Below are 22,163 nucleotides of genomic sequence, written 5' to 3' on the forward strand. Positions count from 1 at the left end.
CCATGCAGCAGCTCAACGCGCAGGTGGACGTCGAGGGCAGGGAGCCGGACAAGGTCAGCGAGGAGTGGCTGAGCAAGGAGGGCTTCCTGGGCTCGGACGCCTGACCTCCTTCTCGGGAACGGCCCGCGCCTCGCCCGGCGCGGCCGTTCGCGTGCCCGGACCGGTCCATTGACTGGAACCGCTTGCGCGTGAGTCAGAAATCGTTAATTCTTAGGAAGGTTTCCTTTTTAATCCTGTCTCACCCCCCAGGAGCGCAGGTGCGCAAGAGTACGATCGCGACCGTGACGGCGGCCACCGGAATGCTGGTCCTGCTGCCGGCATCCGCCGCCAACGCCCATGGCACCATGTCCAACCCTCCGAGCCGCGTCTACGTCTGCAAGAACGAGGGCCCGGAGTCGCCGAAGTCCGCCGCCTGCAAAGCCGCCGTGGCCGCCGGCGGCACCCAGGCGTTCTACGACTGGAACGAGGTCTCGCTGCTCGAAGCGGGCGGCAGGCACCGCCAGCTCATCCCCGACGGCAAGCTCTGCAGCGCGGGCCGCGACAAGTACCGCGGGCTCGACCTGCAGCGCTCTGACTGGCCTGCCACGCAGGTGCGGCCCGGCAACTTCACGCTGACGTACCACGCGACCGCCCCGCACGCCAACAGCAACTTCGAGTTCTACATCACCCGCGACGGCTGGAACCCGACCATGCCCCTCAAGTGGTCGGATCTGGTGCACATCAGGACGTTCAACAACCAGAACCCGACCACGTTCACGAACTGGACGATCAACCTGCCGCAGCGAACCGGGCGGCACATCCTGTACTCGATCTGGCAGCGCGTGGTCGGCAGCAACGAGGCCTTCTACACCTGCTCCGACGTGGACTTCGGCGGGGGCGGCACCCCGAACCCCAACCCGACGCCCACGCCCACCCCGACTCCCACCCCGACCCCGACGCCCACGAACCCGCCGACCAACCCCGGCGGCACGTGGAGCGCGAACAAGGCGTACCGGGTGGGCGACCGGGTGACGTACAGCGGCTCGACGTACGAGTGCATCCAGGCGCACACCTCGCTCGCCGGCTGGGAGCCGACGAACGTGCCCGCGCTCTGGAAGCGCGTCTGACCTTCTTCATCGAGGGCGGGCGCGCCCTGTCACGGGACGGTGATGAGGAAGACGTCGCCGTTGCCGAGGGCGCGGCCGCCCTCAGGCGTGCCGTACGTCAGCCCCGCGATCGCCGCCTTCCCCTGCCCCGTCGCCGCGGCGTACAGGTTGGGCTCGGCGAACGGGTCGACGCCGTCGTCCCTGGCGGTCCCGAGCTGGGCGGCGGCGCGCTGGGCGCCCTTGCCGTCCAGGCGGAGCGTCAGCACGTCGGCCCCGCCCGCCGGCACCCCGACCTTGCCCCGCGTGTAGCCGGCGACCGCGACCTCCCCGCCCGGCAGCGCGGCCACGGCGGCGCCCTCGTCGGCGGCGGCGGTGGCGAGCCGGTGCTCCCAGCGGCGCCTGCCCCGGTCGGTGTAGGCCACGGTGAGCGCGTCGCCCGACGTGGCGCCGGTGGCGACGACCAGGCCGGTGGTGCTGACGGTGACCGCGTTCAGCCGGTCGTCGCCGGTGCCGCCCTCGGTGGCGGCCCAGGTCCTGGCGCCGTCGGCGGTGTACGCGGCCAGCCAGCCGTCCGCTCCGCCGCGCGCGGTCGTGCCGGGCAGCGCGGCCGTGGTGCTGCCCGTCAGGTGGACGCCCGTGGCCCCGGCGGCGACGCCGGTGGCCTTGTCCTCGCCGGGACCGCCGTACTGGCGGATCCACGTCACCTCGCCATCGGGGCTCAGGCGGGCGGCGATGGCGTCCTTGTCGCCGGCGTTGGCGCCGTCGAGCGCGCCCTTGGTGTAGCCCGCGACGTACGCGCCTCCGTCGGGGGCCGCGGCCAGCCCGTACAGGCGGTCGGCGGCGTCCGGCGCGCCGAACTGGGTGGTCCAGCGGACCGCGCCGTCCGGGCCGAGCCTGACCACGAACGCGTCGTCGGTGCCGTTGCCCGCGTGCTTCCCGTCCAGGTCGCCCTTGGTGTAGCCGGCCGCGAGCACGCCGCCGTCCGGCAGCGGCACGACCCCGTACAGGCGCTCGTCGGCGGGTGTGGCGATGCGCCGGGTCCAGCCGCCCGGCCTGGTGACGACGGCGTCGAGGTCGCCGTTCTCGGCGGTGGCGTACCCGATGGTCAGGGTGCCGTCGGTGGCGGCGGCCACGCCGCCCGCCCAGTCCACGGCGGACGTGCCGTGCAGCGGGGCGGGCAGTCCCGTCGGCGGGGTGACGCTGAGTCCGGGGCCGAGGTCGGCCATGGCCTGCTCGAAGGCGGGGGTCCAGACGTCCCAGTCGTGGCCGCCGTCCAGGATCCTGAGCTGGGCGGAGATCGCGGGTGAGCGGCGAGCGGCGTTGTAGAGGGCGGCGGACTCGAAGTCGAGGTCGTGGCGGGCGTCGGCCGGGTCGGGGTTGGCGTACTCGTCGTCGCCGACGGCCACGAACATCCGTACCGGCAGGTCAGGGTCGAGGTCTTCGAGCAGGGCGGGGTAGTTGAGCTTCTTGTAGATCGCGTCCGCGAACTTCTCCTCGCCCTCGCCGAACGCGCCGTAGTCGCGGGCCGAGGAGTCCGACGGCGGCAGCGGCGTGTAGACGGCGGGGCTGAGCACGGCGGCGGCGCCGAACAGGTCCTGGTGCGCGAGCGCGTAGCGCAGGGCGCCCGCGCCGCCCATCGAGTAGCCGCCGACCAGGCGGGCCTGCCTGATGCGCGCGGTCCGGTACGTGGCGTCCACGTGTGCGACGAGGTCCCTGGTCAGCGCCGTCTCCACCGGGCGGCCCGGCAGGTCGTCGCCGGCGTAGCGGGAGTCGACGTACCAGTTGCCGCGCTCGCTCCACGGAGCGTCCGGCATGACCGCGATGACCGGCGGGATGCGCTTGGTCCTGATCATGTCGTCGAGGGTCGTCTTGACCCGGGTCCACGCCTGCATGCTGTCGCCGCGGCCGTGCAGCAGGTAGAGCACGGGGTGGCGGTCCTTGCTCCGGTCGTATCCGGCGGGCAGGTAGACGTTGTAGGCGATGTCCTCGCCGAGGGCCTTCGAGGGCGCGGCGGCGGTGGTGATCGTCCCGCCGGTCCTCGCCTCGGTCTGGGCGGGGCCGGCCGTCAGGCTGAGCGCGGTCACGACGGCGAGCGCGCCGGCGGTGATCCATCGGGGTACGGGCATCGACCACTCCTGTAAACGTTTACCGAACGCGCCTCATGTTTCGGGAGAGTTTCATGGGACGGGGGGTGTGCTGTCAACTGTCCGTTTTTGCGAATCGTGCTTAATGCCTTTAAGTTCGTGCATAATAGGTGTAATTTCTTGTTTCCCCTTGTCAGGCTTGAGGCGATGAACGAACTGATCACCACTCCCGTCACCCCCGGCCTCCTGCGGGGCGCGCTCGACGTGGAGCGGACCCCGTACGGACTGCTCCCCCACCGGCTGCCCGCACGAGCGCGCAGGCAGATCCCGGACGAGCAGCTCGCCATGGCCGAGAGCCAGCCGTCCGGCGTCCGGCTCGCCTTCCGCACGGCCGCCACCACCGTCGAGCTGGACGCGCTGCCCACCAAGCGCGCCTACCGCGGGCTGCCCGATCCGCCTTCCGGCGTCTACGACCTGATGATCGACGGCCGGCTCGCCGCCCAGGCCACGGTGCCGGGCGGTCGAACGCGCGTCGCCGACTTCGCGACCGGGGCCGTGGAGGTGCACGAAGGGCCGTCCGGCACCGCCCGCTTCACCGGGCTGCCCGCCGGCGACAAGGACGTCGAGATCTGGCTCCCGCACAACGAGACCACCGAGCTGTCCGCGCTGCGTACGGACGCGCCGGTCGCCCCGGCCCGGCCGCACGGGCGGCGGGTGTGGCTGCATCACGGCAGCTCCATCAGCCACGGCTCCAACGCCCTGCACCCCACCGCCATCTGGCCCGCCCTGGCCGCCGCCGCGGGCGGGGTCGAGCTGGTGAACATGGGGTTCGGAGGGAGCGCGCTGCTCGATCCGTTCACGGCCCGCGCCATGCGCGACACCCCGGCCGACCTCATCAGCGTGAAGATCGGCATCAACCTGGTCAACAGCGACGCCATGCGGCTGCGTGCCTTCGCCCCCGCCGTGCACGGGTTCCTCGACACGATCAGGGACGGTCACCCTGAGACGCCGCTGCTGGTCGTGTCGGCCATCCTGTGCCCGATCCAGGAGCGCACGCCGGGGCCTCTCACCGCCCAGTTCGCGGACGGCACCGTACGCTTCCGCCCCACCGGCGACCCGGCGGAGGTCGCGTCCGGGCACCTGACCCTCGAGGTCGTCCGCCGAGAGCTGGCCGAGATCGTGGCCGAACGCGCCACCGACGATCCGCACCTGCACTACCTCGACGGCCGCGACCTGTACGGCGAGCCCGACAACGCCGAGCTGCCGCTGCCCGACGACCTGCACCCGAGCGAGGAAGGCCACCGCCGCATCAGCGAGAACTTCACCCGCTTGGCCTTCTCCCCCGGCTCCCCCTTCGCCACCCGCTAAGCACCCGAAATATGCAGGTCAGCGGCTTGTGAGGGGGAATATGCGGTGAAAGACTGAGAGTGACGGAAGGGGGACGTCATGATCGAGGTCAAGAACATCGACAAGCCGGACGAGCGCCGCGACTTCCCCAGGGGACACCTGGAAGTCTGCAACCTGTCCGGCCTGACGTTCGGCGTGGCCACCTTCGAGCCGGGCTGGCGCTGGTCCGAGTCCGTGAAGCCGATCGCGGGCACCGACTCCTGCCAGGTGCACCACACCGCGTTCGTGGTGCAGGGCCGCATGCGGCTGCACGCCGACGACGGCACGGAGGCCGAGATCGGACCGGGCGACCTGTTCGTCTGCCCACCCGGACACGACGCCTGGGTGGTGGGGGACGAACAGTGCATCATGTACGACTTCGCAGGCGGCGCCGCGAACTACGCCAAGGCACCCACCACTGGGTCCGCCAACACCAACGACGTGATGGGCTACTGACACCAACCAGCCGATGACCTGACACTCCCGCCTGGCACCTGGGCCCGTGGGTCAGCCCGCGCCGCCCTGGCCTGCTTCGGCGTCCGGGGCCTGGTCGAGCGGCACCACGGCCGTGGCCGTCACGTGCGAGGTGTCCATTTCCCCGCAGCCTGCCGCCAGCACCGCGATCGTGACGGCGCCGAGGATCGTGCGTACGGGCCCGAGCGTGGCCCGGCGGTCGAGTCTGCGGGGGTGTCGAGCCATGCGTCAAGTCCACACCGGGGCGACCTGGCACGGCATCGGACCGAGGTCCATCGTGAGCGTGCGGAGGACTGAATCGCCGAACGCGACATTAGACCTGCGGTTACCCGGATATGGACCCAGGTCCTCATCCGGCGCCACAGGTCCTCATCCGGCGCCCGTGGCCAGGACGACCTCGCCATCGGCCGCTCCAGGACCGCATAAGTCATCGGCCGCTCCAGGGCCGCCCCGGTGTCACATCTCCAGCCCGGCCGCCTCCATGACGGGCCGTACTTCGACGTCGCCGTCCCCGCCGCCGAGCAGCAGCGCCGCCAGTTCCACGGCGCGTGCCCGGTCTTCGCAGTCGATCACGTACTGCGCGGTGGCGGGGGTGCCGGGGCGGGGGTGCGGGCCGCCGGTCACGGAGGGGCCGCCGTGCAGGAGCCGCACGACGACGCCGAGGGACGGGTCGGCGAGTGCGTACTCGCCGACCAGCTCGCCCGCCTCCGCCGCCGCGGCGAGGAACGCGGCGCTGCCCAGGCCGGCCCCTTGCTCGCGGTGCAGGGTCAGGACGAAGCGCACCGCCCGCTCAGCCCTCGCCCGCCGACGAGAACACGACGGGCCGCACCTCGATGCCGAGCCCCTCGACCGACGCGTCGGGGATGAGCGCCGCCAGTTCGAGCGCCCGCTCGCGGCTGTCGCATTCGACCAGGTAGTAGCCGCCGAAGTACTCCTTGGCCTCCAGGTAGGGACCGTCGGTCACGACGGGGGCGCCGCCGCGGACGCGCACCACGGCGCTCTCCGACACGTCGCCCAGCGCGGCGGTCTCGATGAACTCGCCTGACTTCCTGATCGTCTCCATGAACGTGCCGTGGCCGTTCATCACCGCGTTGCGCTGCTCGTCGGTGAGCCCGTCCCAGACCTGCGGATTCACGTGCATGATCAACAGGAACTTCATGTCGTCTCCTTCGTCGGACTGCGGCGCCGCCGTCGGCGCCGCTCACCAGGTAGTCGGAGCGGCAGGGACGGCTTCGACATGCCGGAGGCAACAAATCTAAGGGGCGGGCCGAGGCGGGAGAAGCAGGTGGTCGGAAGGCAAAAGCCTGTCCACGAATCCGCCGGGAGGCGTTCGAGGGGAAGGATCGGGAGAACCGCCGGGTTGCGCTAGGTGTTCGCATCAATGTGTGCAGGTACGACGTACCGCACTCGCTATATAAACGGGGGTTTGTCATGGCGATGCTGCACTACCTCGGTCTTATGGGCTTTTCAGCCGCCCGGCCGCCGCAGCCGCTTCCCGGCAAGAACAGTGGTGGAAACGCAGGGCAGAGCGCCCGTCGTCGGCGCCGCCGCCGCCGCTGAGCGGAGGTCACCGAGGTTGGCCGACCACATGACACAACACGAGGGGCCGGACGCGACCAAGCGTCCGGCCCCTTCCTTTTGCTTGCTAGCAGGCGGCCGCTTTCGGGACGTCCTCGCCGTACTTGGCCCACGAGCACACCGTGCTGAGCGCGATCTTCCACCGGTCGCCCTGGTGCACGGCCTTGCCCCGCCTGCTCGACAGCAGGGTCCGCTCGCCGCGGTGCAGCACGTAAGAGACCTGGGCCTCGGTCGGCGAGTCGAAGCGCACGTTCCTGACCCGGCCGGTGACGTTGCCGAACCGCTCGTCCTCGCCGAACGCCTGCACCATCAGCTCGTTCATCTCGCCGTTCTCGACGACCTTGACCTTGGCCGCCGTCGAGCCCCGCTCGTCGAAGAACGTCTCCCAGGCCCGTCTGATCTCGCCCTCGGCCCGCGCGGGATTCGCCGGCACCGTCACGGTGGGGCTGGAGGAGGCGGACGCGGTGGGGGTGAGCGTGCTCAGCGACGGCGAGGCGGAGCCGGTGGTCGCGGTGCCGCCTGGCGGGCTCGGGGTGGGCGACGGTTCCGGCTCGCCGGAACAGCCGGCCGCCAGGAGCGCGGCCGCTCCCAGGGCGGCGCAGACCTTCATGGCTGTCACGGTCTCGGCCTCGAGGCCCCAGTACGCATGAGCACGACGGTATGAGGACGGCAGGAGATTAGCCAAGCAGGGCGGCCACGTGTCCCCAGGGCGGCACAACGCGGGTACGCCCCATGAGGCATGAATGTTGCAATCGGTTGTTGCAGCGATGGGCGAGGTGACCAGGGAAAACCTCTCGAACCGTTTGCAGTTTTACCAGTATGTGTTGACGTTTCAGCTGTGTAACGTCACTGTTACTGCAACCGGTTGTCACCGCAATACCAGCGACCCCCGTGCGCGACCGCCTTTCCCGCCTCACCCGGCGGCGCACGCACGGAGACGAAGCCCCCCTCGTACGAATGGAGCTGGGACGTGCGCAAGAACGAACCCCTGACCAGAAGGCTCACGGTCATCCTGACCGGCGGCCTCATCGCGACCGGCGGCCTGGTGGCCGCGGCGCACACCTCCGCCGCCGCGGCCCCGTCGAACGGCGACTACACCCTGATCAACGGCGCCAGCGGCCTGTGCGCGACCGTCCCAGGACAGAGCTCGGGCGACGGCGTGCAACTCGTGCAGAACGCCTGCTCGGACGCCGCAGGGCAGGTGCTGACGATCACCGCCTCGGGCGACGGCTACCAGATCAAGGCCGCGCACAGCGGCAAGTGCCTCGGTGTCCGCGACGCCTCCACCAGCGCGGGCAAGGCCGTGCAGCAGGAGACCTGCACCGGGGCGGCCTCGCAGACGTGGCGGCTGACCGAGGCAGGCGCCAACTACCGCGTCGTCAACGCCAACGGCGGCAAGTGCCTCAACGTCAAGGACAACTCCACCTCGTCAGGGGCCCTGCTGCAGCAGAACTCCTGCGACTCGGCCGCCACCAAGCAGTGGACGCTCAAAGCGGCCGGCAACGGCAACCCCGACCCCGATCCGGATCCCGACCCGACGGACCCGCCGCCGACGAGCGACACCCTCTACGTCGCGCCCGCCGGCAGGGACTCCGCGTCCGGCACCCAGGACGACCCGACCACGCTGACCTCGGCCATCACCCGCATCGCCGCCGGCGGCACCATCTACATGCGCGGCGGCACGTACCGGCCGTCCCAGACGATCACCATCGCACCGGGCAACAACGGCACCTCCAGCGCTCGCAAGAAGATCTCGGCACACCCGGGCGAGACGCCTATCCTGAACTTCTCCGCCCAGAGTGAGAGCTCGGCCAACCGGGGGCTCGCGGTGAACGGGTCGTACTGGCACATCTACGGCCTCGTGGTGGAGCGGGCCGGCGACAACGGTATCTTCGTCGGCGGCAGCGACAACATCCTGGAGCGCACGGTCACCCGCCACAACAGGGACACCGGCCTGCAGCTGTCCAGGATCGCCTCCGACACCCCGCGCGAGCAGTGGCCGTCGAACAACCTCGTCCTGACCGCGCTGTCGCACGACAACGCCGACTCCGACGGTGAGGACGCCGACGGCTTCGCCGCCAAGCTCACCGTCGGCTCGGGGAACGTCTTCAGGTACGCCGTCGCCCGCAACAACATCGACGACGGCTGGGACCTCTACACCAAGAGCGACACCGGCGCGATCGGTCCCGTGACCGTCGAGGACTCGCTGGCGTACGACAATGGCACGCTCAGCGACGGCGGCCAGGCCGGCAACGGCGACCGCAACGGGTACAAGCTCGGCGGCGAGGACATCAGGGTCGATCACGTCGTACGGCGCAGCATCGCCTACCGCAACGGCAAGCACGGCTTCACCTACAACCGCAACCCGGGCACGATGACGATCTCCGACAACGTCAGCATCGCCAACGAGGAGCGCAACTTCTCCTTCGACGCCGGCACGTCGGTCTTCCGCAACAACGTCTCGTGCCGCAGCGGCAGCGGGTCCAACGACAAGATCGTGGGGAACGCGGACGGCTCCAACCAGTTCTGGACGGGCTCGAACGGGTCCCGCTGCTCCTCCTACAGCGGGTCGCTGAGCTGGTCGTTCGCCTCGGACGGCCGCCTCGTCGTCACCTTCGGCGGCGTCCCCTTCACGCCGTGACCCTCCCCTCCCCCGGCGGCCTCGGATCCTCCGCTCCGAGGCCGCCGATTTTTTTCTCCAAGTTTTTTCGCGGCGGTTGTCGAAACCGCGTCGTCCCGTTCGCTGCGTCTCTGAGAGGGCCGCACGGGCGGCCCGCGAGCACGAGGACGACGACCATGACCGCACACGTTCCCACCATCCGTCCGGCCGCCATCACCCCGGCCCGCCCCCTGCTGATGCTCGGGGTCGCGGCCGGTCCCCTGTACGTGGCGGCGGGCCTGGCCCAGGCGCTGACCCGGGAGGGCTTCGACCTGACCAGGCACTCCTGGAGCCTGCTCGCCAACGGCGACCTCGGCTGGATCCAGACCGCGAACTTCCTCGTCACGGCGGTGCTCACGATCGCCGCCGCGGCGGGGCTGCGCACAGCGCTCTCGGGCGGGCCTGGCGCGGCGCGGTCGAGGGGGGCGCGATGGGCGCCGGCGCTGGTGGCCGCGTTCGGGGTGAGCCTGATCGGCGCGGCGCTCTTCCCCGCCGACCCGGCGCTGGGCTTCCCCGCCGGGACGCCCGACGGCCCTGGGACGGTCACCGCGACCGGGCTCGCGCACCTCGCCGTCGGCGGCATCGGGTTCTCGTGCATGGCCGCGGCCTGCTACGTCATCGCCTCCCGGTTCGCCCGCGAGGGCCGCCGCGGCTGGGCGATCTACTCGCGGGTGACCGGGACGGCGTTCCTGATGTCGTTCGCGGGGATCGCGAGCGGCGGCGGCGCGGCGTGGAGCACGCTCGGGTTCGTCGCCGGGATGGTGGCGGTCTGGTGCTGGCTGTCGCTAGTGTCGCTGCACTTCACGCGTACCACTGCCTGAAAATCACCTTGAACTACCAGGAGGAACCGTCATGCGTTACCTGATCACACTGCGCGTCGCCGCCCAGCCCGAGGGCCCGCCGCCGGCCGAGCTGATGGAGGCCATCTTCAAGCTCGGCCAGCAGGCCACCGAGTCGGGGGCGCTGCTCGACCAGAGCGGCCTCGCGCCCAGCTCCGAGGGTGCCAGGGTCGAGGTGTCCGGCGGCCGGCTGACCGTCACCGACGGGCCGTTCGCCGAGGCCAAAGAGCTGATCAGCTACGCCCTGTACGAGGTGAGGAGCAAGGAGGAGGCCGTGGAGTGGGCCGGCCGCTTCCTCAAGCTGCACCGCGACCTGTGGCCAGGATGGGAGGGCCAGGCCGACGTGCTGCGGCTCTTCAGCCCCGCGGACCTCGCGCCGGCCGGCGCCTGAGCCGGTCGGGCGTCGCGCCCGTGCCTGCGACGTCCGATCGCCTGACCCGGGCAGACGTCACGCCTCCTGATGCGGTATCCAGGAGGCGTGACGCTTGCCTCTTCCGATTCCCCCGCCGATCCCCCCGCCGATTCTCACCGTGCGGTGGAGGCCGTGTGGCGGATCGAGGCCGCCCGGGTGATCGCCGGCCTGGCCCGCATGGTCGGCGATGTCGGGCTGGCCGAGGAGCTGGCCCAGGACGCGCTGGTCGCGGCGCTTGAGGAGTGGCCGCGCAAGGGCGTACCGGACAATCCAGGCGGGTGGCTGATGGTGACCGCCAAGCACCGGGCCCTCGACCAGTTCCGGCGGCGCGACACGTACGAACGCAAGCTCCAGGAGGTCGGCCGCGACCTGGAGCTGCGCGAACGCCTCTCCGGCGACGACCTCGACGCGGCGCTCGACGACCACATCGGCGACGACCTGCTGCGGCTCGTCTTCACCGTCTGCCATCCCGTCCTGCCCGCCGAGGGCCGCATCGCGCTCGCCCTGCGCACGCTGGGCGGCCTGACCACCGAGGAGATCGCGCGGGCGTTCCTGGTGCCGGAGCCGACGGTGGGCCAGCGCATCTCCCGGGCCAAGCGCACGCTCACCGACAAGAAGGTGCCGATCGAGCTGCCGCCGCCGCAGGAGCTGCCCGCCCGCCTCGCCTCGGTGCTGGAGATCGTCTACCTGATCTTCAACGAGGGATACTCGGCCACCGCGGGCGACGACTGGGTGCGGCCGTCGCTGTGCCAGGAGGCGATGCGGCTCGGACGGGTGCTGGCCGGGCTGATGCCGGACGAGCCCGAGGTGCACGGGCTGTCGGCACTGATGGAGATCCAGGCCTCGCGCATCCCCGCGAGGACCGCGCCGGACGGCAGCCCGATCCTCCTGCTCGACCAGGACCGCAGCCGCTGGGACCGGCTGCTCGTGCGCCGCGGCCTGGCCGCGCTGAGCCGGGCCGAGGCGCTGGGCAGGATGGGCCCGTACGCGCTGCAGGCCGCCATCGCCGCCTGCCACGCCAGGGCCCTGACCCCCGAGGACACCGACTGGGCGCGGATGGCCGCGCTCTACCGGCTGCTCGCGCACGTCGCGCCGTCGCCGGTGGTGGAGCTGAACCGGGCGGTGGCGGTCGGCATGGCGGAGGGCCCCGAGCACGGCCTGGAGATCGCCGACGCGCTCGTGGCCGAACGGCACTTGCGGGGCTACGCGCAGTTGCCGGCCGTACGCGGTGACCTGCTGGCCAGGCTGGGACGCGACGAGGAGGCGGCGGCCGAGTTCGGCCGGGCCGCCGAGCTCACCCGCAACGCGCGGGAGCGCGAGCTGTTCCTGGCCAGGGCCGCGGCGCTGCGGCAGCCGTCCTGATCAGTTCGGTGCGGTGGCCACGTCGCTCGGGGCGGGCGCCTTGATCCGCGTCTTGGCGCCCCAGCCGGTGAACCTGCTGTCGATGGTCATCGTCTTGCCCTCGAACCCGTTGGCGTCGAACACGCCCGTCGCCGCGTACGAGCTCTTCACCCGGCTCACCAGCCCCGCCGACGACAGCGTGAGCGTGTAGCTCACCTTCGTGTCGTCGTGCATGCGCAGCGGGACCGAGGCGTCGAACCAGCGCGACACCTTCGCCAGGTCCTTGAACGTGATCTTCCCGGTCAGCGTCCTGCCCTTGAGCCGGCCCTTCTTCACCAGGGCGGCTAAGGTTTTCGGCTCCGCCGGGTTGATGACCTGGCCGTAGAAGCCGGACGCGCCGCCGGGCAGGCCGCGCGACTTCACCCAGGTCGCCCCGCCCTCGAACTTCTCCTTGTAGATGCCGCCCTTGGTGTAGGAGTACGTGCCGACGCTGATCGTCCGCTCGTCCGCCCTGCCCTTCGACGTCGCGGAGATGTCGGAGGCCGCTATGCCCTTGGCGTCGAACTGGAAGCTGCCCTTGCGCTTCTGCAGCGTGAGCTTGCCGTCGCCGGTCACGACGGTGGTCTCGGCGAACCGTACGCCGTGCCCGGCGACGAGCTTGCTCTTGAGTGCGCGTACGGGATCCTTGACGGGTGCGGCGTGGGCGGGAACGGTGGTGGCGAGGACGGCCCCGCAGGCCGCCAGCACGGTGATCGTCTTCTTCATGGACAGTGATCATCCACCAGCCCGATCACGGCCCGGCCACGCCACTGCGCTATCAATGGACTCATGATCCTCCTCCGCTCACTCGAACCCGCCGACGCCGCCGTGATCGCCTCCTGGATCGACGACCAGGAGGCGCTCGTGCTGTGGTCCGGCAAGACCGGCTTCACCTGGCCCTTCGACGCGGGGCAGCTGCTCGCCCTGCGGGAGCCGGGCCGCCGGCTCCTGGCCGCCGTCGATCCGGCCGGCGCCGTGATCGGCCACGTCTCGCTGCGCGACCAGGACGATCACTCCGTACGCCTCGGGCTGGTCCTGGTGGCGCCGTCGGCGCGCGGCAAGGGCCACGGGGCGGCCCTGGTGGACGCGGCGCTCGCCACAGCCTTCGCCGACCCGGGCGTCACGCGCGTCACCCTCGGCGTCTACGCCCACAACGCGGGCGCCAGGCGCCTGTACGAGCGGTTCGGGTTCGAGGAGGAGCAGGTGTACGAACGCTCGATCGAAGCCGGCGGGCAGTGGTGGACGTCGGTGACGATGGGCCTTGCACGGGAGGCATGGCGAGCGGGGCGATGACCTGCGCGAACTGGCACGGTCCATTCGACGGCCTGTAACCGCGGGCACAGGCAGAGGCGGCGAAAGCTGCCCACGATGGTCACGAAGCCCCTCACTCCCCAGAAACGAAAAGGTGATGTCGTGCGTCTGCTCACCGGGTTGACGATGACCGCAGTGCTCGCCGCCGGCTTACTGGCCGGCCCGCCCGCCCTGGCCGCCGAGGCGGTGCCGTTCGCCGCGGACTCCGGCGACAGCTGCCTGCGCGGGTCCACCGAGGGCACGATCCAGCGCTACGACGGGCCGGTCATCAGGCCGCGGGTCGACGTCGAAGGCGTGCTCACCGACGAGGGCGGCCCGAGCATCTGCTCCCCCGACGACAGGCACTCCGCGGCCACGTTCAGCGGCTACCGGGGCAGCGAGCTCGTCGACTCCGAGACGTACAAGGTGGACGACGACCGGATCAAGTTCTCCTTCTCGCTCTCCGACACGCTCGGGGTGCGCAGCATCGACCGGGTCGTGGTGCAGGTGTGCCGCCACAGCAACCCGCCCATCGGGATCAGCTACTGCGGCAAGGCCCAGGAGTACAAGATCCCCTGACCGACGCCGGGCCAAGGGCGCCGGTGCGGATCGTCACCAAGCCTTGAACCCGCCGCCGGGTAGCCGCGCGGCGGGCCGGGCAGCGTAACCCCGGCCGGCCACCGCCGTCACGCGCGTGCGTGACCGGCCAGGAACGGGGGACGACATGAAAGCCGAGCACGGGCACCACCTTGACAACCCGAACGCCACCACCCCGCCGCCCAAGCTGGAGCTGGTCGCGTCGGTGCCTGCGCCGCAGGTGCCGGACGGCGCGGAGGTGATGACGCTGCTGGTCACGCTGCCGCCGGGCAGCGAGGGCAACCCGCCGCACCGCCACACCGGGCCCGCCTTCGGGTACGTGATCAGCGGCGAGCTGCTCTTCGAGCTGGAGGGCGAGCCCGAACGGGTCATCAGGACCGGTGAGGCGTTCTGGGAGCCCGGCGGCGACCTCATCCACTACCAGGACGCGAACAACCTCGCCGACGCCGAGACCGTGTTCGTGGTGCACATGTGGGGGGTGAGCGGGCAGCCGATGCTCATCCCGGTGAGCGCGGAGGAGCTGGAGGCCCGCCGCGACCGCCGCGCCCCACGCCCCTGACACCGCCAGCCGGGCCGTCAGGAGGGCCGTCAGGAGGGGGCGGCGGTTTCCAGGAGGCGGCCGTCCGACAGCTCAAGCCACCGCTCCACCTTGATCTCCGCGAGGAAGCGCTCGTCGTGGCTCACCACCACGAACGCCCCCTCGTACGCGCTCAGCGCACTCTCCAGCTGCCCCACGCTGACCAGGTCGAGGTTGTTGGTGGGCTCGTCGAGCAGCAGCAGCTGGGGAGCGGGCTCGGCGCACAGCACGCAGGCCAGCGTGGCGCGCAACCGCTCGCCGCCCGACAGCACGCCGACCGGCAGGTGGGCGCCCTGGCCGCGGAACAGGAAGCGGGCCAGCAGGTTCATCCGGTCGGCGGCGGCCATGCCGGGAGCGAAGGCGGCGAGGTTCTCGGACACGGTCCGGTCGAGGTCGAGCAGGTCGAGCCGTTGCGACAGGTACGCGACCCGCCCGTCGGCCCGCCGGGTCGTGCCCGCCTCGGGCGCCAGGTCACCGCTGACGATGCGGAGCAGGGTGGACTTGCCGGCGCCGTTGGGGCCGGTCAGCGCGATGCGCTCGGGGCCGCGTACGGACAGGTCGATGCCCGGCGCGGCGAACAGGTCACGGGCCAGCAGCCCCGCGCCCTCGAACACCGTGCGGCCCGCCGGCACGCGCGTGTCGGGCAGCTCCAGCACGATCTTCTGGTCGTCGCGCAGCGCCCGCTCGGCCTCGTCGAGCCGGGCCTTGGCGTCGCCGACGCGACCTGCGTGCATCTGCCCGGCCCGGCCCGCCGACTCCTGCGCGCTGCGCTTCAGGCCGCCTGCGACGATGCGTGCGAGGCCCGCGTTCTTCAGGTTGCGCGCGGCGTTGCCGGCCCGCCGCTCGGCGCGCTCGCGGGCCTGCTGCATCTCCCGCTTCTCGCGCTTGAGCTCCTGCTCGGCGTTGCGCACGTTGCGCTCGGCGGCCTCCTGCTCGGTGCGCACCGCCTCCTCGTACGCGGTGAAGCCGCCGCCGTAGAAGCGGACCTCGCCGCGTTCGAGCTCGGCGATGCGGTCCATCCGGTCGAGCAGCGCGCGGTCGTGGCTGACCAGCAGCAGGCAGCCTGACCAGTCGCCGAGCACGTCGTAGAGGCGGCGGCGGGCGGCGCGGTCGAGGTTGTTGGTCGGCTCGTCGAGCAGCAGCACGTCGGGCCGCTTGAGCAGCTGCGCGGCCAGGCCGAGCGAGACCACCTGGCCGCCGCTGAGCGTCCCGAGACGACGGTCGAACGCGAGCCCGCCGAGGCCGAGCCGTTCGAGCTGCGCGCGGGTGCGCTCCTCGATGTCCCAGTCGTTGCCGATGGTGGTGAAGTGCTCCTCCGCGGTGTCGCCCGCCTCGATGGCGTCGATCGCGGCGATCACCGGCGCGATGCCGAGCACCTCGGCCACGGTCAGGTCGCCGACGAGCGGCAGGGTCTGCGGCAGGTAGCCGAGCACGCCCTCGACCGTGACGCCGCCGCCGCGCGGGCGGTGCTCGCCGGCGATCAGCTTGAGCAGCGTGCTCTTGCCCGCGCCGTTGGGCGCGACCAGCCCGGTGCGGCCGCCGCCCACGCTGAAGGACAGGTCGGTGAAGACCGGGGTGTCGTCGGGCCAGGAGAAGGACAGGTGGGAGCAGACGATGAACGCATCGGACATGGCAGACCTCGTACGAGAACGCGGGCGCGCCGAAAGCCGCCCGGCGAAAGGGACAGGGATTCGGAGAACGACGAGACAGGGCCACGCGCGGCGGCGGTCAGCTCACGCCTGCCTGGGGCCCCGGACCTCCGGTATCACCCGGAGATGTCGTCGTCACCTGCCATGTCTGGTCTCCTCGATGCATCGCGGAACGTGCCGCGGCACGCCCGGTTTGAGCGCCTCACACCATAGCAGCCTCCGGCGGGTGGCCCTCAAGCCATTTCGGCGGGCACGGGGCACTCCTTCTGTGGTGACGGGTGGCGGGGCCACTCTGGCAGGCGGGACCGACAGAATCGGGGTCCTCGCGGGAGTGACGGTGCGGGCGGGAGGCCGGAGGGGGCGGCTCGGATAATGGGCACATGGTGAGCGCGACGAGTGCCGACGAGGCCGGCCGGCTGGCGGAGTTCGAGAAGCATCGCGGTCACCTGTGGGGCGTGGCGTACCGGATCATGGGCACGAAGACGGACGTCGACGACGCGCTGCAGGAGGCGTGGCTGCGCTGGCGGAACGCCGGCGAGGCGCAGGTCAGGGACGTGCGCGCCTACCTGACCACCACCGTGAGCCGGATCTGCTACGACGTGCTCACCTCGGCCAGGGCGCGGCGCGAGGCGTACGTCGGGCCGTGGCTGCCCGAGCCGGTCGTGCAGGAGCTCGGCCCCGAGGACAGGGCGGCGCTGGACGACTCGGTCAGCATGGCGCTGCTGGCGGTGCTGGAGCGGCTGACGGCGGCTGAGCGGGTGGCGTTCGTGCTGCACGACGCGTTCGGCGTGCCGTTCGCGGAGATCGCGGACGTGCTGGGGCGCAGCGACGAGGCGGTGCGCCGGCTGGCGTCGCGGGCCCGCGCCCGGGTGCGCGAGCACGGCCCCCGCCGTACGACGGACCGCTCGACGCATCGCAAGGCGGTGGAGGCGTTCACCGCGGCGGCGCTGAACGGCGACCTGTCGGGGCTGGTCGCGGTGCTCGATCCGGAGGTGGTGTGGCGCTCCGACGGCGGCGGCGTGGTGTCCGCGGCGATGCAGCCCGTGTCGGGCGCGGACCGGGTGGCCCGCATGGTGCGGGGGATGATGGAGCGCTGGATGCAGGGGATGGACGTGGAGTTCGCCGAGGTCAACGGCGCGTTCGGGGCGGTGGTGCGGACCGCGGACGGCGCCGTGGACACCGTGGCCGCGTTCGCCGTCGCCGAGGACGGGCGCATCACGGAAGTCGACGTCGTACGCAATCCGGAAAAGCTCCTCCGGGTGTGACGCCAATCACCATCACGTTTCCGGCCACCCGCTCGTCTGTGTCGCAGAAGGTTCTGAGAGAGGACACGACATGGACGCCAAGAAGAACGCCCACAAGAACTCCCGCAAGAACATCGTGGTCATCGGCGCGGGCTACGCGGGCCTCACGGCGGCGCTGCGGCTCGACAGGAAGCAGCGCATCACCCTCATCAGCGCCGAGTCGCACTTCACCCAGCGGATCAGGCTGCACGAGCTGGCGGCGGGCCGGCCCGAGGTGACGGTGCCGCTGAGCGAGCTGACCAAGGGCACCGGCATCACGACCGTGCAGGCCCAGGTCGGCGGCATCGACCTGGCCGCCAGGCAGGTGCGCACCGAGGACGGGCGGGTCTTCCCGTACGACACGCTCGTGTACGCCCTGGGCAGCCGCACCGACACCACCGCCCCTGGGGTGGCCGAGCACGCCTACACCGCCGAGACCGCGGGCGAACTGCGGGCCAGGCTGGACGCGGGCGGCGGCGACCTGGTGGTGGTCGGCGGCGGGCTGACCGGCGTGGAGATGGCCGCCGAGCTGGCCGAGTCGTACCCGGCGTGGCGGGTGGCGCTGGCCACCGGCGGCGCGGTGGGCGCGGGCCTGTCGGACAAGGGCCGCCGGCACCTGGCCCGTACGTTCGACCGGCTGGGCGTGCGCACGCACGAGTGGACGCGCGTGACCGGCGTCGGGCCTGACGGGGTGCGTACGGACCAGGGCGTCATCACGGCGGACGTCGTGGTGTGGGCCGGGTCGTTCACGGTGTCCCCGCTGGCCGCCGAGGCCGGGCTGGCCGTGGACGAGCGCGGCAGGATCGTGGTGGACGAGACGCTGACCTCGGTCTCGCACCCCGACGTGTACGCCGTGGGCGACGCGGCGGCCGTGCAGGTGCAGGGCGGCACGAACCGGATGTCGTGCGCCGCCGGGATGCCGATCGCCGCGCACGCCGCCGACGTGATCAACGCGCGGGCGGCCGGGCGGACCCCCGAGCCGTTCCGGTTCCGCTACCTGCTGCAGTGCATCAGCCTGGGGCGGCGCGACGGTCTCGTCCAGCTCGTCAACGGTGACGACTCGCCGAAGGACCGGATCCTGAGCGGGCGGACGGCGGCGTTCGTGAAGGAGCGGATCTGCCGGTTCACGGTCGCCTCGCTGCGCTGGGAGCGCGCCCGCCCCGGCACCTACATGTGGGTCAAGGGTCCGGCCCGGCGGACGGGCGCCGGGGCCCGGCGCGCCCAGACCTCGGCCGCGCGTTGAGCGGCGCGCCGGCCGCCGTGTCAGGCGGCGGCGTAGCTGCCCCGGGTGACGTCCTCGACCAGGGACGGGCCGGCGGGCTTCCAGCCGTACAGCCTCTCGGCCCGCGAGGGGTCGAGGGGCGTCGAGCCGGTGAGCGTGCGCGCCAGGTCGCCGAAGAGCTGCGTGGCCTGGTTGAGGGGCATCGAGGCGGTGCGCGTGCCGGTGAGGGTGGCGACCGCCTCGACCATCTCGCGGAAGGCCGTGCCGGTGCGGGTGGCGGCGTTGACGGCGCCGCCACCCTCTCGCCCGGTGAGGACGGCGGCGTAGAGGGCGGCCAGGTCGTCCACGTGGACGGTGGACCAGGTGTTGCGGCCGTCCCCGACGTAGGTGGCGACGCCCTGCGCGCGGGCTCCGGCGATCAGGCCCTGGAGCAGGGCGCTGCCGCCGCGGCCGTAGATCAGACCGGCCCTGACGACGGTGACGGCGAGGTTCGTGGCGGCGAGGACGCGGCGCTCACCCAGGTACTTGTGCGGCTGCCTGGCGGTCTGCTCGCTGACCTCCTCGTCCTCGGTGACCGGCCGGCCCTTGGTGTCGGGGTAGACCATGCCGGTGCTGGTGTAGACGAAGGGGCGGCCGTCGGCGAGGCCGGTCAGCAGCGCGTCGAGCGCGGGCTGCTCGACGTCCTGCATGGCCGGGTCGCCGTAGTCGACGGCGGCGTGCACGACGGCGTCGTTGCGGGCGGCGGCCTCGTGCAGGACGGCGGTGTCGGCCAGGCCGCCCGCCACGGGGGTGGCGCCCAGCTCGGCGACGCGGGCGCCGGCCCGTTCGGAGCGGGCGAGGGCTTCGACGGTGTGACCCGCGGAGATGAGGTGCTCGGTGAGCACACCGCCGAAGTAGCCGCTGGCACCGGTGATGAAGATGCGCATGGTCGCTTTCCTTTCACGGACAGCAGGAGGAGACGGACTCTGGCAGGCGTGCGCCTTCCGTCCTCTCTCTGAACCGTAGCAGAAAGCGGATGAACTATCCGAATCGACGGGCTATCCGCTTTCTCGCGCCTTGCGCCACTCCGGTGCCAGCACCGACCAGATCTCCACGTCCAGTCGCTCGCCGCGATGCTTGTAGCTCTCCCGCAGCACGCCCTCCTTGGTCATCCCGAGCCGCCTGGCCACGGCGATGCTGGCCGCGTTGCCCGAGGCGACGACCCACTCCACGCGGTGGATGCCGCGCTCGTCCACGGCCCAGTCGATGAGGATCCCGGCCGCCCTGGTCACCAGCCCCTTGCCGGCCGCAGCGGGCTCCAGCCAGCAGCCCACCTCGGCCTCGCCCTGCTCGACGTTCATCGTGCGCAGCATGACGCCGCCGGACAGCGCGCCGTCCAGCCAGATGCCGTGGAGCCGCCCGGTGTCGGCGGCGGTCGCGTCGGCGTAGCGCTGCAGGAACGCGCGGCTCGACGGCAGGTCGGTCACCACGTCGGCCAGCCCCACGAACCGCCCGATGAACTCCCGCCCCCTGTCGATGTGAGCCAGGAACTCCTCCGCCCGCCAGGGCTCCAGAGGCCGCAGCTCGGCGCCGTTGACTCCCAGGGACTTCGCGTACATACGCCCACCTCCACGACGGACTGATCGGTAGTTCGTGGAGTGTCCCATTGATGCGCCGGGAGGCGGATGCCTCCCGGGGCGCTGTCGGTCGCCGTCCCAGTCGCCGTCTCAGTCGCCGACTCAGTCGTCAGCGCGGTAGTCGCGCAGCTCGCGGCGGGCCGCACGCCGCTCGCGGCGGCGCGCCGCACGGCAGTAGCCGGTCCACTCCCGGCCTCCGCTGAGGGTGCCCTCACCGAACAGGAACGTGGCGGTGGCCTGCCAGTAGCAGCCGCTCATGCGCCGGTTGAGCGACGCGCTCTCGCGGTCGACGCGGCCGGGAAGGGTGCAGACGCCGTCGCGGTGGTCGTGAACGGGCCGGCAGTGCACCATCGGCGCCTCGGCCATCTTCACCCACCAGGGACGGGTCTTGTCGGTCTTGCTCATACGGTCACCTTTCGGCTCCGTGACGCCCCCGGGTGGGGCCGTCCCTAGACCGGGTGCATCGTGATCACCTCCTGTGCCGTACGGGCGCTCGAAGATCCACGCTACTCCGGATCTCGCACATCGCGCGGACGCTGTTATACAAGTAGCGAACATGTCATACGAGTTGGAGGTGAGCCGGGGTGGGCTACGACGTGGTCCTGGTCGGCGGTGGCATCATGAGCGCCACCTTGGGCGTGCTGCTGCGCCGCGTACAGCCGGACTGGTCGGTGCTCGTCCTGGAGCGGCTCGACGGCCTCGGCCTGGAGAGCTCGTCGGCCTGGAACAACGCCGGCACCGGGCACGCGGGACTGTGCGAGTTCAACTACACGCCGCTCACCGGCGACGGCTCGATCGACGTCGGCGGGGCCATCGCCATCAACGAGCAGTTCCAGCTCTCCCGGCAGCTGTGGGCCGGCCTGGTCGAGGAGGGCACGCTGGGCGATCCCGCCGGGTTCATCCGGCCGGTGCCGCATCTCTCCTTCGCCCGGGGCGCGGCCGGGGTCGAGCACCTGCGGCTGCGGCACGCGGCGCTGCGCGATCATCCGCTGTTCGAGGGGCTTGAGTTCATCCGCGACCGGGCGGTGATGGCGGAGCTGCTGCCGCTGATGTTCGCCGGCCGGCCCGCCGGTGAGCAGGTGGCGCTGTGCCGTTCCCGTGGCGGCACCGACGTCGACTACGGCGTGCTGACCCGGCGGCTGTTCGCCGCGCTCGAACGCGACGGCGTCGAGGTGCGGACCGGGCACGAGGTGCGCGGGCTCTCCCATGACCGCAGGTCGTGGCGGCTGCGGGTGCGCGACCTGGCGGGTTCCCGCGACTACGGGGTGCGCGGGTCGTTCGTGTTCCTGGGGGCGGGCGGCGGCACGCTGCCGCTGCTGCAGAGCGCCGGGGTGGCGGAGACGCGGGCGTACGGGGGGTTCCCGATCAGCGGGCGGTTCCTGCGTACGGACCGGGCCGAGCTGGTGGCCGGGCACCACGCCAAGGTCTACAGTCATGCCGAGCCGGGCGCGCCCGCCCTGTCGGTGCCGCATCTCGACACCCGGGTCGTGGACGGGCGCACATACCTGATGTTCGGCCCCTTCGCCGCGTTCTCGCCACGCTTCCTCAAGCGCGGCAGGCTCACCGACCTGCCGGGATCCGTCACCCCCGGCAACGTCATGACGCTGCTCGGCGCCGCCCGCGCCGAGCCCGCCCTGCTGCGCTACCTGGTCGGGCAGCTCGCGCAGACGCGCGGCGACCGGCTGCGGGCGCTGCGCCGGTTCGTCCCCGAGGCGCGGGCGGAGGACTGGGAGCCGATCACCGCGGGCCAGCGGGTGCAGGTGGTCAAGCCGGTGAACGGGCGCGGGTCGATCGCCGGGTTCGGCACCGAGGTGGTGACGTCGGCCCACGGGGGGCTCGCCGCCCTGCTCGGTGCCTCACCCGGGGCGTCGGCGTCCGTGGCGATCATGCTGGACGTGCTCGGACGCGCCTTCCCCGGCCGGGTGGACGGCTGGCGGCCGGCGTTGCGCGAGCTCGTGCCGTCGTACGGCGCCGCACCGCCGCCGGAGACCCTCACGAGGACGGCTCGAACGCTTCGTCTGGAGTGAATGCC

The 22,163-nt window shown here is 71.8% G+C and carries 23 protein-coding genes; 13 read left to right on the forward strand and 10 right to left on the reverse strand.

The genetic code is table 11. The annotated features are described in order from the left end of the window. Positions 1-257 precede the first annotated feature (257 nt). Positions 258-1,106: a lytic polysaccharide monooxygenase gene (locus ABZW11_RS43510; RefSeq protein WP_355431481.1), complete on the forward strand. Its 849-nt coding sequence runs from the start codon at positions 258-260 to the stop codon at positions 1,104-1,106. 29 nt (positions 1,107-1,135) lie between these two features. Here ABZW11_RS43510 and ABZW11_RS43515 read toward each other — a convergent pair whose 3' ends face one another. Further along, positions 1,136-3,211, reverse strand: coding sequence for an alpha/beta hydrolase-fold protein (locus tag ABZW11_RS43515; protein WP_355431484.1), 2,076 nt, complete (start codon positions 3,209-3,211; stop codon positions 1,136-1,138). 165 nt (positions 3,212-3,376) lie between these two features. Between ABZW11_RS43515 and ABZW11_RS43520 the strand changes: the two genes are divergently transcribed. Then, the gene (locus ABZW11_RS43520; protein ID WP_355431487.1) at positions 3,377-4,537 is read left to right on the forward strand and encodes a GDSL-type esterase/lipase family protein; all 1,161 of its coding nucleotides are present in this window, start codon (positions 3,377-3,379) and stop codon (positions 4,535-4,537) included. 78 nt (positions 4,538-4,615) lie between these two features. Next, entirely contained in the window at positions 4,616-5,011 is a 396-nt protein-coding gene (locus ABZW11_RS43525; protein WP_355431490.1) for a cupin domain-containing protein, read from the forward strand. A gap of 51 nt (positions 5,012-5,062) precedes the next feature. On the opposite strand, the gene ABZW11_RS43530 is transcribed toward ABZW11_RS43525, so the two are convergent. The 4 genes from ABZW11_RS43530 to ABZW11_RS43545 form a co-directional block, all read right to left on the reverse strand. Then, a complete protein-coding gene (locus ABZW11_RS43530) occupies positions 5,063-5,254 on the reverse strand; it encodes a hypothetical protein (RefSeq protein ID WP_355431492.1) in 192 nt (63 codons plus the stop codon). 231 nt (positions 5,255-5,485) lie between these two features. Beyond that, positions 5,486-5,812, reverse strand: coding sequence for a hypothetical protein (locus ABZW11_RS43535; protein WP_355431495.1), 327 nt, complete (start codon positions 5,810-5,812; stop codon positions 5,486-5,488). 7 nt (positions 5,813-5,819) lie between these two features. After that, on the reverse strand, positions 5,820-6,188 hold the full coding sequence (locus ABZW11_RS43540) for a YciI family protein (RefSeq protein ID WP_355431498.1): 369 nt from the start codon (positions 6,186-6,188) through the stop codon (positions 5,820-5,822). Between the two features lie 486 nt (positions 6,189-6,674). Continuing rightward, entirely contained in the window at positions 6,675-7,217 is a 543-nt protein-coding gene (locus ABZW11_RS43545; RefSeq protein WP_355431501.1) for a hypothetical protein, read from the reverse strand. Positions 7,218-7,577: 360 nt separating this feature from the next. Between ABZW11_RS43545 and ABZW11_RS43550 the strand changes: the two genes are divergently transcribed. The 4 genes from ABZW11_RS43550 to ABZW11_RS43565 all read left to right on the forward strand — a co-directional run bounded on the left by ABZW11_RS43550 (position 7,578) and on the right by ABZW11_RS43565 (position 11,879). Continuing rightward, positions 7,578-9,248 carry an RICIN domain-containing protein gene (locus ABZW11_RS43550; RefSeq protein ID WP_355431503.1) on the forward strand — a complete coding sequence of 557 codons (1,671 nt, stop codon included), beginning with the start codon at positions 7,578-7,580 and terminating at the stop codon, positions 9,246-9,248. A gap of 155 nt (positions 9,249-9,403) precedes the next feature. Then, complete coding sequence (locus ABZW11_RS43555; RefSeq protein ID WP_355431505.1) at positions 9,404-10,087, forward strand: DUF998 domain-containing protein; 684 nt, start codon at positions 9,404-9,406, stop codon at positions 10,085-10,087. Positions 10,088-10,118: 31 nt separating this feature from the next. Beyond that, the gene (locus ABZW11_RS43560) at positions 10,119-10,496 is read left to right on the forward strand and encodes a YciI family protein (RefSeq protein WP_355431508.1); all 378 of its coding nucleotides are present in this window, start codon (positions 10,119-10,121) and stop codon (positions 10,494-10,496) included. 144 nt (positions 10,497-10,640) lie between these two features. Beyond that, the gene (locus ABZW11_RS43565; RefSeq protein ID WP_355431511.1) at positions 10,641-11,879 is read left to right on the forward strand and encodes an RNA polymerase sigma factor; all 1,239 of its coding nucleotides are present in this window, start codon (positions 10,641-10,643) and stop codon (positions 11,877-11,879) included. Here the strand turns inward: ABZW11_RS43565 and ABZW11_RS43570 are convergent, their stop codons facing one another. Continuing rightward, the gene (locus ABZW11_RS43570; RefSeq protein WP_355431514.1) at positions 11,880-12,623 is read right to left on the reverse strand and encodes a hypothetical protein; all 744 of its coding nucleotides are present in this window, start codon (positions 12,621-12,623) and stop codon (positions 11,880-11,882) included. It abuts the gene before it with no gap. A gap of 63 nt (positions 12,624-12,686) precedes the next feature. On the opposite strand from ABZW11_RS43570, the gene ABZW11_RS43575 reads away from it, so the two are divergent. From ABZW11_RS43575 to ABZW11_RS43585, 3 genes are all read left to right on the forward strand, one after another. Continuing rightward, positions 12,687-13,190 (forward strand): GNAT family protein, encoded by a 504-nt coding sequence (locus ABZW11_RS43575; protein WP_355431517.1) that lies wholly within the window; start codon positions 12,687-12,689, stop codon positions 13,188-13,190. 120 nt (positions 13,191-13,310) lie between these two features. Beyond that, complete coding sequence (locus tag ABZW11_RS43580) at positions 13,311-13,766, forward strand: hypothetical protein (protein ID WP_355431520.1); 456 nt, start codon at positions 13,311-13,313, stop codon at positions 13,764-13,766. Positions 13,767-13,911: 145 nt separating this feature from the next. Further along, on the forward strand, positions 13,912-14,343 hold the full coding sequence (locus ABZW11_RS43585; protein ID WP_355431523.1) for a cupin domain-containing protein: 432 nt from the start codon (positions 13,912-13,914) through the stop codon (positions 14,341-14,343). A gap of 29 nt (positions 14,344-14,372) precedes the next feature. Here the strand turns inward: ABZW11_RS43585 and ABZW11_RS43590 are convergent, their stop codons facing one another. Beyond that, positions 14,373-15,992: an ABC-F family ATP-binding cassette domain-containing protein gene (locus tag ABZW11_RS43590; protein ID WP_355431526.1), complete on the reverse strand. Its 1,620-nt coding sequence runs from the start codon at positions 15,990-15,992 to the stop codon at positions 14,373-14,375. 398 nt (positions 15,993-16,390) lie between these two features. On the opposite strand from ABZW11_RS43590, the gene sigJ reads away from it, so the two are divergent. Beyond that, a complete protein-coding gene (gene sigJ, locus ABZW11_RS43595; RefSeq protein WP_355431529.1) occupies positions 16,391-17,275 on the forward strand; it encodes an RNA polymerase sigma factor SigJ in 885 nt (294 codons plus the stop codon). Between the two features lie 70 nt (positions 17,276-17,345). Continuing rightward, a complete protein-coding gene (locus tag ABZW11_RS43600) occupies positions 17,346-18,536 on the forward strand; it encodes an FAD-dependent oxidoreductase (RefSeq protein ID WP_355431532.1) in 1,191 nt (396 codons plus the stop codon). A 20-nt stretch (positions 18,537-18,556) separates the two neighbouring features. On the opposite strand, the gene ABZW11_RS43605 is transcribed toward ABZW11_RS43600, so the two are convergent. From ABZW11_RS43605 to ABZW11_RS43615, 3 genes are all read right to left on the reverse strand, one after another. After that, positions 18,557-19,441 carry an NAD-dependent epimerase/dehydratase family protein gene (locus tag ABZW11_RS43605; protein WP_355431535.1) on the reverse strand — a complete coding sequence of 295 codons (885 nt, stop codon included), beginning with the start codon at positions 19,439-19,441 and terminating at the stop codon, positions 18,557-18,559. A 111-nt stretch (positions 19,442-19,552) separates the two neighbouring features. Further along, complete coding sequence (locus tag ABZW11_RS43610) at positions 19,553-20,113, reverse strand: GNAT family protein (protein WP_355431538.1); 561 nt, start codon at positions 20,111-20,113, stop codon at positions 19,553-19,555. Positions 20,114-20,233: 120 nt separating this feature from the next. After that, positions 20,234-20,536, reverse strand: coding sequence for a hypothetical protein (locus tag ABZW11_RS43615; protein ID WP_355431541.1), 303 nt, complete (start codon positions 20,534-20,536; stop codon positions 20,234-20,236). A gap of 179 nt (positions 20,537-20,715) precedes the next feature. Here ABZW11_RS43615 and mqo point away from each other — a divergent pair, with 179 nt between their 5' ends. Then, complete coding sequence (gene mqo, locus ABZW11_RS43620) at positions 20,716-22,158, forward strand: malate dehydrogenase (quinone) (protein ID WP_355431544.1); 1,443 nt, start codon at positions 20,716-20,718, stop codon at positions 22,156-22,158. Positions 22,159-22,163 lie beyond the last annotated feature (5 nt).

Origin of the sequence: Nonomuraea sp. NPDC004580 (assembly GCF_040609855.1) — a bacterium.
In the GTDB taxonomy this organism is placed as follows: domain Bacteria; phylum Actinomycetota; class Actinomycetes; order Streptosporangiales; family Streptosporangiaceae; genus Nonomuraea; species Nonomuraea salmonea.